Below are 15,719 nucleotides of genomic sequence, written 5' to 3'. Positions count from 1 at the left end.
CTCCCAGCCTCTGAACATACTTAGAACGATGCGCTGACCGTTCCAAAGAACTCACGAACGGCTCCGCGTTCCATGGACTGATAATCGCCCGTCGCAGGATTATCGTTCTGGCCCATCATGGCGATGTATTTCGTGTTGAACAGATTATAGACGTTGAAGCTCGCCGTGACGTCTTTCAGCACACTCAGCTTGCCGAAGCGGTACTGCATCCCGGCATTCGCCAGCCAGTAGCCGCCCACAGACGTATCATTCATGAAGCTGTAGTAGCGGCGGCTATAGTAGTTGGCGTCGAAATGCGCCGTCGCACCCTTCCAGGTGTATGAGACGGACGTTTTGTACATCCACGCCGGGTAATTGACGATATTCTTGCCCGCCAGCGCGTAGAAACCACCCGCCGTATCGACGTCCCGGTCGTAGGTCCCCTTGTTGTAGCTCAGGTTGTTGCTGATGCTCAGACCTTCAATCGGCGTCAACGTGATATCGCCATTGGCACCCGTCATGGAAATATGACCGAAGTCGATTACCTGAGACACCGGATTGGTCAGGGACCCAACAGCCGCCGCAAGGATCGGATGGATCAGGCTGGCATGATAAACGGTCGCATTCGCCTGGAGATACTTGGACGTGTAGCGGTATCCGCCTAGATAGACCCAGGCTTTGGAAGGCTCGAGGGACTTTTTCTGCGCCTGAAAGGTCGCCTGATCTTCAACCGAATAAACCGAGTTCGCCACGCCATAGGCCGAGACCTCATAGGCGCGCATATTCTCGGCCACATCCACATACAGCTCATGGTGGTTGTTGATGTGCCAGTCCAAATTCAGATGCGGCAGGAAGGCCTGAGACGCCGTTAGCGAGCCATTCGGCAGTTCATCCGAGCCGGTCCAGTCAGCGTTGTTGTAGTTTGCGCCGCCCGCTGTCGTTGCCACCATGGATTTAAATCCGGCATGCAGCGTCAAACCTTCGGTCAGGCGGATGCTGTCCTGAAGGTGAAACTGCATGACATTCGTCGTCCAGTCGAAATTGTAACCCTGCAGAAAAGCACGACCGTAAACATCATACGGACCAACAGCCTTGAGCGGCGCGCCCTCCCCCAGCAACGGCTGCTGGTAATTGAACAGGCCCGCCTGCTGGTTGTTGTTCTCGTACCAGACACCGCCCTCGATCGTGTGGCGTCCCCACTTGTAGCGAAGGCTCGTATCAAGACCGTAGCGCTCCTGACGGTTCTGCCAGACTTCTTCTGAAAACGGCGCACCATTTGGGGATGGGTCTTCGGAGTCCGTGTAGCTGTAATAGCCGGTCTGGCTGTGACCGTAGACCGTTGTGTTCCAGGTCAGGTTATCCGTGAGAGCCAGATCGAAGTGCAGGCCACCCATGTAGTTGGTTTCAGCCTGACCACCATCATACATAGCGATTTCGGAGCCATCGATACCCGGCACGCCACCATACCCAGCCGGAAGCGCTGCCGTGCCTTTTGCAATGCCGTAGGCCAGACCATAATTCGGATAGAGATGCGGCGTCCGCCATCCAAGATTCTTCAAAATCCCAACGGACGTATCCGGGTAGTTCCACTGAGCAAGGCTGGACCAGTTAAAGAAGGCAGACATGCGGCTGCGCTGCCCGATGGGCTGTACGAGCTTGGCATCAACCTGCTGCATGAACTGGTCACCACTGCCCATCCACATGCCCTCGTCGGTACGGGCATAGGACGTGTAGAACTTCGTGCCAGAGCTGTTCAGCTTGCCGGAATCCAGCCGAACATAGGTGCGATAAGAATTATAGCTGCCGAAAGACTGACTGATCTTGCCACCACGCTTGTCGTTCGGATCAGACGAGCCAATCTGGATTGTTCCACCTAGCGTGTTTGTGGATGGTAGCTCGACGGACCCCGCACCCTGAGACATCCGCATGGACTGGATATCATCCGGGATAATGGCCGAGGCGAGGCTCATGCCACTCACAGACTGATAGGTCTGATCATTCAGAGGCACGCCATCAACCGTCACACCCATCTGATTCATGAAGAACCCGCGGACGTAAAGATTGGCGCCAAAGCTGTCGATTCCGAATGGATCCGTGGACGTGAAGCTGACCCCCGGCATCCGGTCCAGCATGCGGTAAGGACTGGTTCCCGGCACAAACTGTCGCATGACGGCTTTCGAAACAGCCTGTTCCGCATCGCGACCGGTCAACTGGCGCGCCGTGACCGAAACGCTTTCTGTCGACCGGGATTCCAGATTTGTCCGCTGTGGGTGCTTCGCTGGAACAGCTGTTTTCTGAGCAGGCACCTTCGAGGGTGCTACCGGTGTCGTCACGCCATGACGGGATGGCGCATGCCGATGACCCGGCGCAACCTGCTTTGTCGTCTCAGCAGCGTGTGCCTGCGATTGAATAGCCAACAGTGCAATGGAAGACAGAAGCAGGGGTTTGGTGCGCACTGAGGCCAATACTCCGGGAACTAAGGGTAAGAAGAAAGGAAGCGGTGTCCTAGCCAAGCAATACTCATAGGCAAAGCCTCTGATCCCCGGGATGATGTTTCCATGACATCTAGTCTGTGCTTTTCCCGCCTCATGTTGCTCAAATGACGCGACTTCCCTTGATACATCCTGCCCCCTTCCTGCGAGAACCCTTTGCCTGTTAGGCTCGTTTAGAAAACATGCCTTTTGAAGGCCCGTCTTTACTCAGGATCGGGATATCCATGTCGCAGAGTACCTTAGAAGAAGCTGATATTGTCAGCAGCGTCTCTCCAGAACCCCAAGGACACAATGCGGACCTGCGTCGTATCCGTTCCAACCCGGACTACTGGTATCCTGTCGCGTGGTCTCATGAGCTAAAAAGTGGGAAAACCATAGGCACGCGCTACGCTGGCCAGCCAATTGCGCTCGTTCGCCCTCTGGACGGCAGTGTGTTTGCTCTGGAAGACCGTTGCGCACACCGTCAGGTTCCTCTCAGCCTTGGCCGTGTGAGTGGTGAAGCGGTACAGTGCTGCTATCATGGCTGGGCCTATGGCCGCTCCGGTCGGTGCATTGACGTCCCCTATCTTGGGAAGAACAAGCTTCCGAACGGTGTGCGAACCTATCCCTGTCGGGAAGAAGGCGGCCTGATCTTCATTTTCCCAGGTGATCCGGGAAAAGCAGAAACCACGCCCTTCCCTGCGCTCGGCTCAGTTCGTGATCCAGCGTACAAGACGCGCCGTTTCGGCAAAAAAGTCGCCTGCCATTACAGTTTCATGCATGAGAACCTGATGGATATGAACCATCAGTTCATGCACATGAAGCAGATGGGCCAGATGAAGCCCCGCTTCCTTGGTGGCAAGGATGAGCCCACCCTCGTAGAGGCCCGCTACAGCTTCGCACGGACAAGCGGCAAGCAACCCTGGGGCGAAGCGCTGATCTTCGGTGAACGTCGGGACGCCAGCGAGCGCTACGCTCACCGCGACGTCATGACGATCCGGACAGAGTATCCTTATCAAACCCTGAGGATCGCCACGGGTGACGAACCGCCCGTCATGGATCTGTGGATCGTCTACGTGCCGCAGGATGCAGAAGAGAAAACCTGTCGCGTTTTCGGCCTCCTCTCAGTGCGCAAACCGAAAGTCGGCGTTGTGCTGGATATGGCATGGCCTTTCCTTGTCGCCTTTACGGAACGGATCTTTAAGGAAGACCGTGATATCGTGGAACTCGAGCAGGCTGCCTGGAACGAACTGGGCGGAGACCACAATCAGGAAGTTTTCCCTGTCATCAATACGCTGCGCCGACTGTTGGCACGTTGCGGTGTTCCTGAGGAGCAGGATACAACAAGGCCGACATGACACCTGAACTGAAAGCGGGGGATTTTCTTTTACGTCCCCTTCGCCCGGAAGACGCGCCAGCCGTCCATCGCCTCGTGAACGACTGGAGCGTGGTCCGCATGCTCAGTCGTCTTCCCTTCCCTTACCCGCGTGACCTTGCTGAGAAATGGATTGCCTCCACGCTGGAGGACAGTTCCCGGGGAATCGCTCACCATTTTGCCATCACGCGCGACGGCATCCTTCTGGGAGCTGTCGGGCTGGTCCTGTCGGACGACAAGCGTTCTGCTTCTCTAGGTTACTGGGCGTCCCCCGCCACATGGGGACAGGGCATGACAACATCTGCGGCCCGGCGTGTCACGGAATGGGCCATTCAGGTGCTCAAGCTTGAGAAGCTCACGGCAGACGTCGCGGTTGATAACCCCGCATCCTCCGCCGTCCTCCGCAAACTTGGCTTTCGAGAAACTGGTCGTTCAAGCCGTCGCTTTGTGTCACGTGGGGCCGAATGTCCCATCATTGTGCACGAATTGGCGCGGTCAACCTTCCTTCAACTCGACATACCGGACCCCGTTGAAACGGCTTCTCCGGCTGCACTGGAAGATCAACCGTCTACTCCCGCACCAACACGCAAACCACGGACTCTTCTGGTCGTCGCAGCAGCTCTGCTGGATGCGCAGGGGCGTATTCTTCTCGCCCGCCGCCCCGAAGGGAAACGTCTGGCTGGACTTTGGGAATTTCCTGGCGGAAAGGTCGAGCGGGACGAGACACCGGAACAGGCCCTCATCCGGGAAATGAAAGAGGAGCTGGATGTCGACCTGACAGGAGCCTGCCTCGCCCCTTTCACTTTCGTCAGTGAAAATGCAGGCCCGTTTCATCTTCTGATGCCACTGTATGTTGTGCGGCGGTGGCGCGGCGTTCCTGCCCCACGGGAAGGGCAGGCACTGGCGTGGGTGGAGGCAGCCGATCTGGCAAAATATCCAATGCCAGATCCGGATCTACCACTCATCCCACTCCTTCAGGAACTTCTGGGATAAACAGCCGGAACCGCTTTAATCATTCCGGCTGCCCGTTGGGGATTAATCGTTCAGCTGAAACTGATTCTGCGGCACACCGGCAATATCGGTGCGAAACGCAAACAGCGATCCGGCCTGCGGCTCCTTGGCAAGAACATCGTCATCCAGACCTTTGCGCGCCGTTGTCACAAAGACCGTCTTGAGATCATCCCCACCAAACGCGACCTTCGTCACGTTCGTCACCGGCATATCAATGGACGGGAGTTCTGTGCCGTCGGGACGAAAACGCGCGACGCGGCCGCCTCCCCAGGTGCCACACCACAGATTGCCTTCACTATCCGTCACGATTCCATCCGGATAGCCCTTCGTCAGCGTGGCAAAAACGCGCTCGTTCGAGAGATCTCCGTTCTCATCAACATCGAAGGCATAGATCGTCTGTTTCGGGCTATGGCAAACATACAGGACACGCCCGCATGGCGAGACAGCCGGACCATTCGAGACAATATACCCCTCGTTATGGTGCGTGATTTCAAGACCGTCTTCCGTATGAACCACACGATAGATGGAGCCCGTCGGTTCCTCTTCGCCATCATCCATTGTACCAAACCACACACGACCTAACGGATCCACACAACCGTCATTCAGACGATTGTCCGGCCGCTCGGGCTCAATTTCCGGACCTGCTTCAAAGTCACCGCTTTCTGGATCAAAACCATGCAGCCCATCACGAAGGCCTGCAAGAAAAGTGCCGTTGGCAACAGGAAGCAGGAAACCCAGACGGTCCGGAGCATCCCATGTCTTGTGATCGCCTGTTTCCGGCGTAAAGCGATGAACCTTGGCGGCAATGATATCGACGAAATAAAGCGACTTTTCAGCCTCACTCCAGACGGGTCCCTCACCCAGCGTTGCACGCAGATCGAGAATACATTCAGGGAGATGGTGCTTCAGAGTGCTCATGGGTGTCCTGTTTGAAATGGGCATGGCCAGACGTCCGACCCTGCTCGACAACGCAGCACAACGCGCTACGTTTGGTCCACCAGACTATCAGGACGAGACTCATGCTTCAAAAAAACGCCTGCCTGCTCGTCATAGGCAACGAAATTCTTTCCGGTCGCACTCAGGACGCCAACACACAGGTTCTGGCGCGTGCGCTGAATGCCCAGGGTATCCGGCTTCTCGAAGTCCGTGTCATTCCAGACATCGAAGACCACATCATCCGAACCGTCACAGAATGTCGGGAGCGATTCGACGTAATTTTCACATGCGGCGGCATCGGCCCTACCCATGACGACATCACGGCTGAATGTATCGCCAAAGCCATGGACGTTCCGCTGCTGCGTCACGAGCCGACATTCCAGAAGCTTGAAGCCATTATGGGGAAAGAAAAGTTCAACGCTGCCCGCCAGCGCATGGCCATGCTCCCGGAAGGCGCAACCCCCATCGAAAACGCTATATCGGCGGCGCCCGGCTTCAGCATTGGCAACGTGCACGTCATGGCCGGAGTCCCGTCCATTTTCGCCTCCATGGTGGAAACGTTAGTTCCCAAGATGGAAAAAGGCCCACCCCTGACGTCCGTAAGCTGGCATGCGGCGGGATTGAAGGAGGGGGACTTCGCGGACGATCTGCGCCATTTGCAGGAACAGTTCCCGAAAATTGATCTTGGGTCATATCCGTATGGCCTGACGAACGGCACGACGGGGACAGCTCTGGTCGCCAAAGGATACGATGCGTCAGCAGTTAAGAATGCGGGCTCTCTCCTGCATGATCTGATCATGGCGCATGGGCGCGATCCGATCAGCGGAGATCCGCCTCACAAGGCGTAAAGACCAAAAAAAACCGCTGCTCCGAAGGGCAGCGGTTTTTTCGTATCAGTTCAGAGACCCTCGGGTCATAGCCAGGAACTTGTCCCGCCGCTTCTGAACGAGAGCCGGACCTGTCAGCTTCTGGAGTTCCAGCAGCTCTTCGGCAATCACATTACCCACCGCGTGCACGGCGTCATCCGGAAGGCGCTGCGCCCCACCGATGGGCTCAGGAATGATCCGGTCAATCAGACCAAGCCCCAGAAGATCCTGCGCTGTCAGCTTCAGGGCTTCAGCAGCGGCCGGAGCCAGCTTCGGATCACGCCAAAGAATGGACGCTGCGGCCTCAGGCGAAATAACGGAATAGATCGAGTTCTCAAGCATCAGCACACGATCACCCGCGCCGATAGCAATCGCACCACCGGAACCACCCTCACCAATCACGGTTGCGATCAGAGGGACAGGAGCCTTGAGGCAGATATCGATTGAGCGCGCGATAGCCTCGGCCTGGCCGCGCGCTTCGGCGTCGATACCCGGCCACGCTCCAGCTGTATCGATGAAGCTCAGAATCGGCAGCCCGAAACGGCCGGCCATTTCCACAAGGCGCTGTGCCTTCCGATATCCTTCCGGGCGGGCCATGCCAAAATTATGAAGCAGACGCGTTTCCGTGTCGTGACCACGCTCCGTCCCAACCACGACAACCGGCTCACCACGGAATCGGGCAAGACCACCAATCATGGCCTTGTCGTCTCCGAAAGCACGATCTCCGGCCAGCGGCGTAAAGTCTGTTGTCAGGAGACGAACATAGTCCAGAGCCTTAGGGCGCTGGGCGTGACGGGCAACCTGCACCTTCTGCAATGGCGTAAGCTTTGCATAGGTTGCACGAAGCTGTTTGTCCGCCTTGTCAGAAAGACGGGCAACCTCGTCATCGATGTTGATGCCGCTGGTGCCGGAGTCCTTCTCCTGGCTGCCCATCTGGCGGAGTTCGTCGATTTTGGTCTCGAGTTCGGCGACCGACTTCTCGAAATCTAGGAATTGGCGCATGGCTGCCGGATAGCACGGCAACGCATCCGGAAACAGCCCCCCGGATCTTTACGGGGCAGATCAGTCTTCAGGCCGGGTTTTCGCCAGTGGATGATGCGCCGTCACGAGCTGCCTCAGACGTTCCGCCATGACCTGTGTGTAAATCTGGGTCGTCGCGATATCCGCATGCCCCAGCAGCATCTGAAGCGCCCTTAGATCCGCGCCATGGGCCAGAAGGTGGCTGGCAAAGGAGTGTCTGAGCACATGCGGGCTCATACGTTCAGGGTCAATTCCCGCCTTTAGTGCGCAGGCCAGCAGAATTTTGTCGAACCCCTGCCGGGTCAGTGGCTTGTCAGGATTCCTGCCTGGGAAAAGATACGGGCTACCCAAGTCCCGGTCATAGTGAACCAGAGCTTCAGCAGCCTGCCGCGCACTGCGAGACAGAGGAACCAACCGCTCACGGCCGCCTTTGCCTCTCACGAGAAGCATCGCCCCCTTTGCCTTCACACATGTCGCAGGCAAAGACAGGAGTTCTGAAATTCGGAGGCCCGTTGTGTAAAGAAGTTCCAGAGCTGCACGGGACAGCAGATCACGCCGTTCACTGTCATGCCCTCTGGTGCCTTCTTCCAGAAGTAGTCGAATTTCTTTCTCATCCAGAGGACGAGGAAGAGAGGAACTGACTTTCGGAGCCTGCTGACGATCCGTTGGATCATCGGACCGAATCGATTCCAACATCAGGAATCGATAAAATTGCTTGAGACAGGACAGTCTGCGCGCTGCTGTACGGGCAGCCATCCCAGCCTGTGACAGAGATGTCAGGTAACTTCTGACCTGCTCTCCCGTCGCCTGCGCCAAAGACGTGGGAGCACAATGACGGGAAAAATCCGCGAGGTCAGAGGCATAGGCCTGACGCGTTTTCAGAGCTGCGCCCCGTTCTGCCGCAAGCATTTCAAGAAATGCCTCGACATGCCGATCAGCCACCTCTGACATGCGTCAGGCCAACCTGATCAGTGCGCGGGAACGCCAGCAGGTGCCGGAACAGCAGCCCCCTGCAGAGGAGCAGGCTTGGGTGCAGGCATTGTGGGCAGCGGCGTGGATGGCGTCAGAGCGGGAGCGGCTGGAGCCACGGGTGCCGCAGCAACCGGAGCCGGAACAGGCGCAGGCTGAGCAGCCCCCGCGGCAGGAGTGGTCGGAACCGGGGGCATCGCCGGGAGAGCCGCAGCAGCAGAACCGGACGTAGCGAACATCGCCGCTGGCAGCTCTTTGTGAACCTGTGTCTGCTCAGGCGGGACAACCCCCATCCCCAGACGCAGGAAAAGTCCGCCCAGAACCACCACCAGAACCAGAGCACCAGCTCCAGCAATCATGGGCAAACGGGAAGATGAACGATCAGATTGTGCCATTATGTTCAGGTCTCAAAGTGCGGGCAGGACGTGATGCCCTCTCCTATGATAGGTAGCAGAGCATGTCACCTCTGCCACCCTCACTTTCCGCCGATCCGGCGGTATCTCTTCCCGTCCCGACCTGCACTGTTGTTCTGGTTGGCATGATGGGAGCTGGAAAAACCACCGTAGGCCGCCGTCTGGCGCAGCTCTACCGCCTGCCCTTCGTCGATGCGGATGCAGAAATCGAACGCGCCGCAGGCTGCACGATTCCGGAAATTTTCTCCCGTCATGGAGAAGCCTATTTCCGTGCTGGCGAACGCCGGGTCATCGAACGCCTGATCAAAGGCCCTCCCTGCATTCTCGCCACGGGTGGCGGAGCATGGATGGACGCCCAGACGCGCCATCTCGTTCGTAAGCATGCCGTGTCGATCTGGCTTCGCGCGCCTGTGCACGTTCTGCTCAGACGCGTTCAGGGCCGCGGCGGCAGACCCCTCCTCGCTCAAGGCAGCCCGGAAGAGGTCATGACCCGACTGGTGGGCGTTCGTTACCCTGTCTATGCGGAAGCAGACATCATTATTGATTGCGGAGACGAAACCGTGGAGCAAGGCGTGCAGCGCGTCCGTGAAACCCTCGCAGAATACCAACATCCTCAAAAAGTGCCTGTGGCTCTTGCACAGCACAGCTACGATGTTCTGGTCGGGCCGGATCTGATTTCGCGGGCAGGAGCTTGGGTTGCCCCATATCTGCGCCAGAAGAGGGTTGTCGTCATCACGGACGACACCGTTGCCACTCTCCACCTCTCCCGCCTGCTTCTGTCCTTCCAGGAGACAGGCATCCAGGCAGACGTCATCTCTGTGGCCGGAGGCGAGGAGAGCAAATCCCTGCACTGCTACGGCGAGGTCATGACGCGCCTCCTGTCGCTGGGAATCGAACGTGGCACGACAATCGTCGCCCTTGGTGGCGGCGTTGTCGGTGATCTGGCCGGTTTCGTAGCCGCAACAGCTTTACGCGGGATTCCCTTCATCCAGATTCCCACGACTCTTCTCGCGCAAGTGGATAGTTCCGTCGGCGGAAAAACCGGTATCAATTCACCCTCCGGCAAGAATCTGATCGGCGCATTCCATCAGCCCGTCATCGTTCTCGCAGACAACTCCGCACTCGCGACTCTACCGCGCAGACAGCGAGTTGCGGGTTATGCCGAAATTGTGAAGTCAGGCCTGATCGCAGACCCGGATCTTTTCGCATGGTGTGAAACCAATGGACGATCTGTTCTTGACGGAGACCCGGCAGCTCTTGCGGAAGCGGTTCAACGTGCCTGTACTTTCAAGGCCGCTATTGTCGCCGCTGATGAACGTGAGCAGGCGAAACTGAATGGTCGCGCCCTGCTAAACCTTGGTCACACCTTTGGTCACGCCCTTGAGGCAGAGCTCGGTTATGACGGGCGCCTTCTGCATGGCGAAGGAGTTTCAATAGGTTTGCACCTCGCAATGGCTCTTTCCGTTCAGCTCGGATATGCGCCAGAGGAAGACCTTTCTCGCCTGGACGAACATTTACGCACCCTCGGCATGCCAGTCAGCTTTGACTGGTTTGATATTCCGTTCTCAGCGCAGGTACTTCTCGATCACATGACTCGGGACAAGAAGATGCAAGACGGGAAAATTTCCTTTGTTCTTCTGCACGGTATTGGCAAAGCATTCACAAGTCGTGACGTTCCAATGGATACCGTCCGTAACTTACTGATAAATGAAGGCTGCACAGCATAAGGACCGTTACAGTCCTTTATGGTTTAGCCTAACTTTTTGTTTTTTAACTGCATTTGAGCAGCACAAATTCCCGGAAGACGCTGGCGTCCCTGCAAGTGTTCAGCTATGGCAGCAGGGACGCGAGGCGTAGATCGTGAAGCGGGCGGAATGAAATGTGACTTTTTTGTCACTCCTTCCACCCGAGTAGGTCTGGAAGGCTCTGTCTGGCTTTGTCCTAGGGAACTCCCCGATCTATATGCGCTTATGCATCGCGCTGGGTCCGTTGGTTGAAGCAGTTTTTCCAACGGCTCGAAACGTTAGTCACTAAGAGGACGAAAACATGCGTCTCCGCACGGCACTCCTTGCCATGACGTCGATGGTCGCCGCACCGTCGCTTGCCATGGCCAGCACGATCACCGGCCCGTACGTCAACATCGGCGGTGGTTACAACCTGGTTCAGCAGCAGCACGGCCGCTTCTCACCAACCACGCAGGCTGACGGCACGTCTAGCAACAACGCTAGCAGCTCACGCCTCCGCCACAAGGACGGCTTCACGGGCTTCGGTTCGTTCGGCTGGGGCTTCGGCAACGGTCTGCGCGTTGAAGTGGAGGGTGTGTACAACTACTCCCAGATCAACCACCGCACGCCGACGGCCGTTCACGGTTCCACGAACGGTTCTGACCAGGCTTATGGCGGTTTCGTCAACGTCCTGTATGACATCGATCTGGCCCACTTCGGCCTGAACGTTCCTGTCACGCCGTTCGTTGGTGTTGGCGCTGGCTACCTGTGGCAGCACTACAACCCGATCACGACGAACTATGCCAATGGCTCCGTCAACCGTATCGGTGGCACGCAGGGCAGCTTCGCGTACCAGGGTATCGTCGGTGCAGCTTACGACATTCCGGGCGTTCCGGGTCTTGCTGTCACGACCGAATACCGCTTCATCGGTCAGCAGTTTGCTGATGGCCCGTACCGCTCCACAGCCTACAACGGCTCTGGCGTTCACAAGGGCAACGTGAACTTCGACCCGCGCTTCTCGCACCAGTTCATCCTGGGTCTGCGTTATGCGTTCGACACGGCTCCGCCGCCGCCGCCGCCGGCTCCGGTCATCGTTCCGCCGGCTCCGACGCCAGCTCGCACGTACCTCGTGTTCTTCGACTGGGACAAGTCTGACCTGACGGGCCGCGCTCGTGAGATCGTTGCTCAGGCAGCTCAGGCTTCCACGCACGTCCAGACGACACGCATCGAAGTTAACGGTTACACCGATAACTCCGCAGCCCACCCGGGCCCGCGCGGTGAGCGTTACAACATGGGTCTGTCCCTCCGCCGCGCACAGAGCGTTAAGGCTGAGCTGATCCGTGATGGCGTTCCGGCAGCTGCTGTGGACATCCATGGTTACGGTGAGCAGAAGCCACTGGTTCCGACCGGCCCGAACACCCGCGAGCCGCAGAACCGTCGCGTCGAAATCATCCTGAAGTAATTCAGTTTGAAAAAGACGCCGGAGCCTTCGGGCTCCGGGTTTCTGGAAAAGGCGTCCTTCGGGGCGCCTTTTTCTGTTTTAAGGCCTTTGCAGCGTAAATCTGCGCACGCTAGAGCAATACCTATAGCTTACCCGGAGACGCTCACTTGCGACGCACCCGAATTTTCTATCCACGTTCACGCCCGCAGGTGATTGATCAGTTCCTTCGATTTGGCGTCGTTGGGGCATTCGGCTTCTTCGTAGACTGGGGAAGCGTGGAGGCTTTTCGGCCAGAAATTGGCCTCATCGCTGCAACCATTGCCGCCTATTTTGTTGCCGCCACCGTCAACTGGATTCTGAACCGCGCCTGGACGTTTCGAACCTCGGCGGCCGATAACCAGCACCTGATCCTTCAGTGGCTTCGGTTCCTGATCGCGAATGCCTTCGGGTTCCTTCTGAACCGCGGAGCAGTCTTCCTACTCTACGCCTTCGTACCCTTTACCGTCCGACATCCTGTTACGGCGCTCGCGATTGGTGCGGGTTGCGGCATGATGGCCAATTTCAATCTGTCTAGGCGTCTGGTTTTCAGAGCCAAAATTCCCGAAACACCAATGGAACTTATGCAGATGGCTGTGGAGATCCCGGCAGCGGGGCTGACCTCTCCTGACCCGGAACCTCAAATGCCTATTCCACAACCAACCATGGAACCCTTTGAGCACAAGGCCCCCTGAGGCGCACATTTCCAAGCTGCTCACAATGGTCTAGGAGTAACGCTGGTTTTTCCCGTTTTCTCCGGAATCTGACGCTTCATCCCATGACCAGCACAAACGACATCCGCTCAGCCTTCCTCGAATATTTCGGGTCGAACGGCCATCGCATTGTTCCTTCAGCGCCCCTCGTACCGCAGAACGACCCCACCCTGCTGTTTACGAACGCTGGCATGGTTCCCTTCAAGAACGTTTTTACCGGCCAGGAAACGCGCCCTTACTCCCGCGCCACAACCGCTCAGAAGGTTGTCCGCGCAGGCGGCAAGCATAACGATCTCGACAACGTCGGTTACACCGCGCGCCATCACACATTCTTCGAGATGATGGGCAACTTCAGCTTCGGTGATTATTTCAAGGCCGAAGCCATCGAGTTCGCCTGGAACCTGCTCACGAGAGACTTTGGCCTCCCCAAGGAAAAGCTTCTCGCCACGGTTTACGCTGAAGATGAAGAAGCCGCAGATCTCTGGAAAAAAGTCGCCGGCCTGAGCGATGATCGCATCATCCGCATTGGTACGTCCGACAACTTCTGGCGGATGGGCGACACCGGCCCGTGCGGCCCCTGCTCCGAAATCTTCTACGATCACGGCGACAGTGTTTTTGGTGGCCCTCCAGGCACCCCGGACGAAGACGGTGACCGCTTCGTCGAGATCTGGAACCTCGTGTTCATGCAGTTTCTGGATCAGGCCGACGGTTCCCGCGACAATCTGCCGCGTCCTTCGATTGATACCGGCATGGGCCTGGAGCGTTTCGCTGCAATCATGCAGGGCAAGCGCGACAACTACGACACAGACACAATGCGTGCGCTCATTGAGTCCTCTGCTGACGTCATGCATCAGGATGCAGACGGACCGTTCAAGTCCAGCCATCGCGTCGTAGCGGATCATCTCCGCTCCACGGCCTTCCTGATCGCTGACGGCGTTCTCCCGTCCAAGGAAGGCCGGGGCTATGTGCTGCGTCGTATCATGCGCCGCGCCATGCGCCATCTGCACATCATGGGCGCCAAGGAACCAGTTTTCTACCGTCTGCTTCCTGCCCTGATCCAGCAAATGGGCGCAGCCTATCCGGAACTCGTGCAGCACCAGGCCCTCATCACTGAAACGATGAAGGGTGAAGAAGAGCGCTTCACAGCCCTTCTGGAACGCGGCCTGACCCTTCTGTCCGATGAGGTCAGCAATCTTGGAGACAAGCAGGCTCTTCCGGGAGACGTTGCCTTCAAGCTGTATGACACTTTTGGCTTCCCGCTCGATCTGACGCAGGATGCCCTCCGGGAGCAGGGTCGCACTGTCGATGAATCCGGCTTCGAAACAGCCATGGCTGAACAGCGCAAGCGTGCTCGCGCTGCGTGGGTCGGCTCCGGCGATACGGCGGCCGAAACCGTATGGTTTGACGCACGCGACAAGCATGGCCCCAGCGAATTCCTGGGCTATGTGTCAGAAAAATCCGACGCTGAAGTGCAGGGCATTTTCCGTGGAAACGACGAACTGGCCGAAGCGCCGGCTGGTGACGACATCATTGCCATCCTGCTGAACCAGACACCATTCTATGGCGAAAGCGGCGGTCAGGTTGGCGATCACGGCACACTCACAGCGAACGGTCTGCGGGTGCAAATCACAGATACCCAGAAGCGCAATGGTGATCTGATCGTCCACTATGGCAAGGTTGTCGAAGGCACACTGAAGCCTGGCATGGCCGTTCATGCAGAGATCGACCATGGTCGCCGTACGGCCGTCCGTGGCCATCACTCAGCAACGCATCTTCTGCATGAGGCTTTGCGTCGCCAGATCGGCACGCACGTTACTCAAAAGGGCAGCCTGAACGCCCCTGAACGCCTACGCTTCGACATCAGCCAGCCTCGCCCGCTGACGGACGCAGAACTTCAGGCTGTTGAAGCCGAAGTAAACGCCCGTATCCGCGAAAATGCGCCTGTCGAAACGCGTCTCATGACGCAGGAGCAGGCTGTTGCCGAGGGTGCAATGGCGCTCTTCGGTGAAAAATACGGCGACGAAGTGCGCGTTGTTTCCATGGGCGTCGGAGAGGAAGGCCGTCCCGCCTACTCCATCGAACTTTGTGGTGGCACGCATGTTGGTCGCGTGGGAGAAATCGGCCCGTTCCGGATCGTATCAGAAAGCGGTGTGTCTGCGGGCGTTCGTCGTATTGAAGCGGTCTGCGGAATTGCCGCAGAAAATCTGGCACTTGAAACTGAAAGCCGCCTGAAGCAGATCGCCGACCTTCTGAAGGTTCCTGTTTCTGAGGCCGTCACACGGGTCTCGGCTCTGCTGGAAGAGCGTAAATCGCTCAACAGCCAGATTTCAGAATTACAGCGGAAACTGGCCACAGGCGAAGGTACGGCTGCAACCGAAACCATCAACGGCATCACACTTTCAGCCCGCAATCTGGGAGACGTCAGCCCCAAGGAACTCAAAAGCCTGGCGGACAGCATCTCCAAGCAGATCGAATCTGGCGTTGTTGCTCTTATTTCGGAAGCGGATGGCCGGGGCAGCATCGTGGTTTCCGTCACGCCAGATCTCAAAGACCGACTGAATGCTGTCACGCTTGTCCGTGCGGCATCTGAAGTCATGGGAGGAAAAGGTGGCGGCGGACGGCCAGATATGGCGCAGGCTGGTGGCCCCAATGCAAATGCAGATGAAGTCTTTGCAAAACTCCGCGAGCACCTTGCTGCGTCATAAACCGTAACGACAACAGATGTCAGGGCAGTAACAAATCATGAGACTACCGTTTTACTGCTT

The 15,719-nt window shown here is 57.5% G+C and carries 12 protein-coding genes; 7 read left to right on the top strand and 5 right to left on the bottom strand.

What is annotated here, in order from left to right; genetic code table 11:
* Positions 1-20: 20 nt before the first annotated feature.
* A complete protein-coding gene (locus JN414_RS01925; protein WP_202206459.1) occupies positions 21-2,435 on the bottom strand; it encodes a TonB-dependent receptor in 2,415 nt (804 codons plus the stop codon).
* 260 nt (positions 2,436-2,695) lie between these two features.
* Here JN414_RS01925 and JN414_RS01920 point away from each other — a divergent pair, with 260 nt between their 5' ends.
* Both JN414_RS01920 and JN414_RS01915 read left to right on the top strand, forming a co-directional pair.
* Positions 2,696-3,808 (top strand): Rieske 2Fe-2S domain-containing protein, encoded by a 1,113-nt coding sequence (locus JN414_RS01920; protein WP_202206458.1) that lies wholly within the window; start codon positions 2,696-2,698, stop codon positions 3,806-3,808.
* Positions 3,805-4,818, top strand: coding sequence for a bifunctional GNAT family N-acetyltransferase/(deoxy)nucleoside triphosphate pyrophosphohydrolase (locus tag JN414_RS01915; protein ID WP_202206457.1), 1,014 nt, complete (start codon positions 3,805-3,807; stop codon positions 4,816-4,818). Before JN414_RS01920 ends, JN414_RS01915 begins: the two co-directional genes overlap by 4 nt.
* Positions 4,819-4,860: 42 nt before the next feature.
* Here JN414_RS01915 and JN414_RS01910 read toward each other — a convergent pair whose 3' ends face one another.
* Entirely contained in the window at positions 4,861-5,754 is an 894-nt protein-coding gene (locus JN414_RS01910; protein WP_202206456.1) for an SMP-30/gluconolactonase/LRE family protein, read from the bottom strand.
* Positions 5,755-5,855: 101 nt separating this feature from the next.
* On the opposite strand from JN414_RS01910, the gene JN414_RS01905 reads away from it, so the two are divergent.
* Positions 5,856-6,620, top strand: a complete 765-nt coding sequence (locus JN414_RS01905; RefSeq protein ID WP_202206455.1) for a molybdopterin-binding protein — start codon at positions 5,856-5,858, stop codon at positions 6,618-6,620.
* A 45-nt stretch (positions 6,621-6,665) separates the two neighbouring features.
* Here the strand turns inward: JN414_RS01905 and JN414_RS01900 are convergent, their stop codons facing one another.
* Genes JN414_RS01900 through JN414_RS01890 form a run of 3 tightly spaced genes read right to left on the bottom strand, consistent with a single transcriptional unit; the run spans position 6,666 to position 9,022 of the window.
* Positions 6,666-7,640, bottom strand: a complete 975-nt coding sequence (locus tag JN414_RS01900) for an acetyl-CoA carboxylase carboxyltransferase subunit alpha (protein WP_202206454.1) — start codon at positions 7,638-7,640, stop codon at positions 6,666-6,668.
* Between the two features lie 60 nt (positions 7,641-7,700).
* A complete protein-coding gene (locus tag JN414_RS01895; protein ID WP_202206453.1) occupies positions 7,701-8,609 on the bottom strand; it encodes a tyrosine recombinase in 909 nt (302 codons plus the stop codon).
* A gap of 17 nt (positions 8,610-8,626) precedes the next feature.
* Positions 8,627-9,022: a hypothetical protein gene (locus tag JN414_RS01890; protein ID WP_046899806.1), complete on the bottom strand. Its 396-nt coding sequence runs from the start codon at positions 9,020-9,022 to the stop codon at positions 8,627-8,629.
* A gap of 62 nt (positions 9,023-9,084) precedes the next feature.
* On the opposite strand from JN414_RS01890, the gene aroB reads away from it, so the two are divergent.
* The 4 genes from aroB (at position 9,085) to alaS (ending at position 15,659) form a co-directional block, all read left to right on the top strand.
* Entirely contained in the window at positions 9,085-10,767 is a 1,683-nt protein-coding gene (aroB, locus tag JN414_RS01885; RefSeq protein WP_202206452.1) for a 3-dehydroquinate synthase, read from the top strand.
* A 319-nt stretch (positions 10,768-11,086) separates the two neighbouring features.
* Entirely contained in the window at positions 11,087-12,226 is a 1,140-nt protein-coding gene (locus JN414_RS01880) for an OmpA family protein (RefSeq protein WP_202206451.1), read from the top strand.
* A gap of 146 nt (positions 12,227-12,372) precedes the next feature.
* Positions 12,373-12,936, top strand: coding sequence for a GtrA family protein (locus tag JN414_RS01875; RefSeq protein ID WP_202206450.1), 564 nt, complete (start codon positions 12,373-12,375; stop codon positions 12,934-12,936).
* Between the two features lie 83 nt (positions 12,937-13,019).
* Complete coding sequence (gene alaS / locus JN414_RS01870; protein ID WP_202206449.1) at positions 13,020-15,659, top strand: alanine--tRNA ligase; 2,640 nt, start codon at positions 13,020-13,022, stop codon at positions 15,657-15,659.
* Positions 15,660-15,719: the final 60 nt, after the last annotated feature.

This window comes from Gluconobacter sp. Gdi (assembly GCF_014132155.1).
In the GTDB taxonomy this organism is placed as follows: Bacteria; Pseudomonadota; Alphaproteobacteria; order Acetobacterales; family Acetobacteraceae; genus Gluconobacter.
Note: the sequence above shows the minus strand (reverse complement) of the source record. Positions and strands in the feature narration are given on the sequence as shown.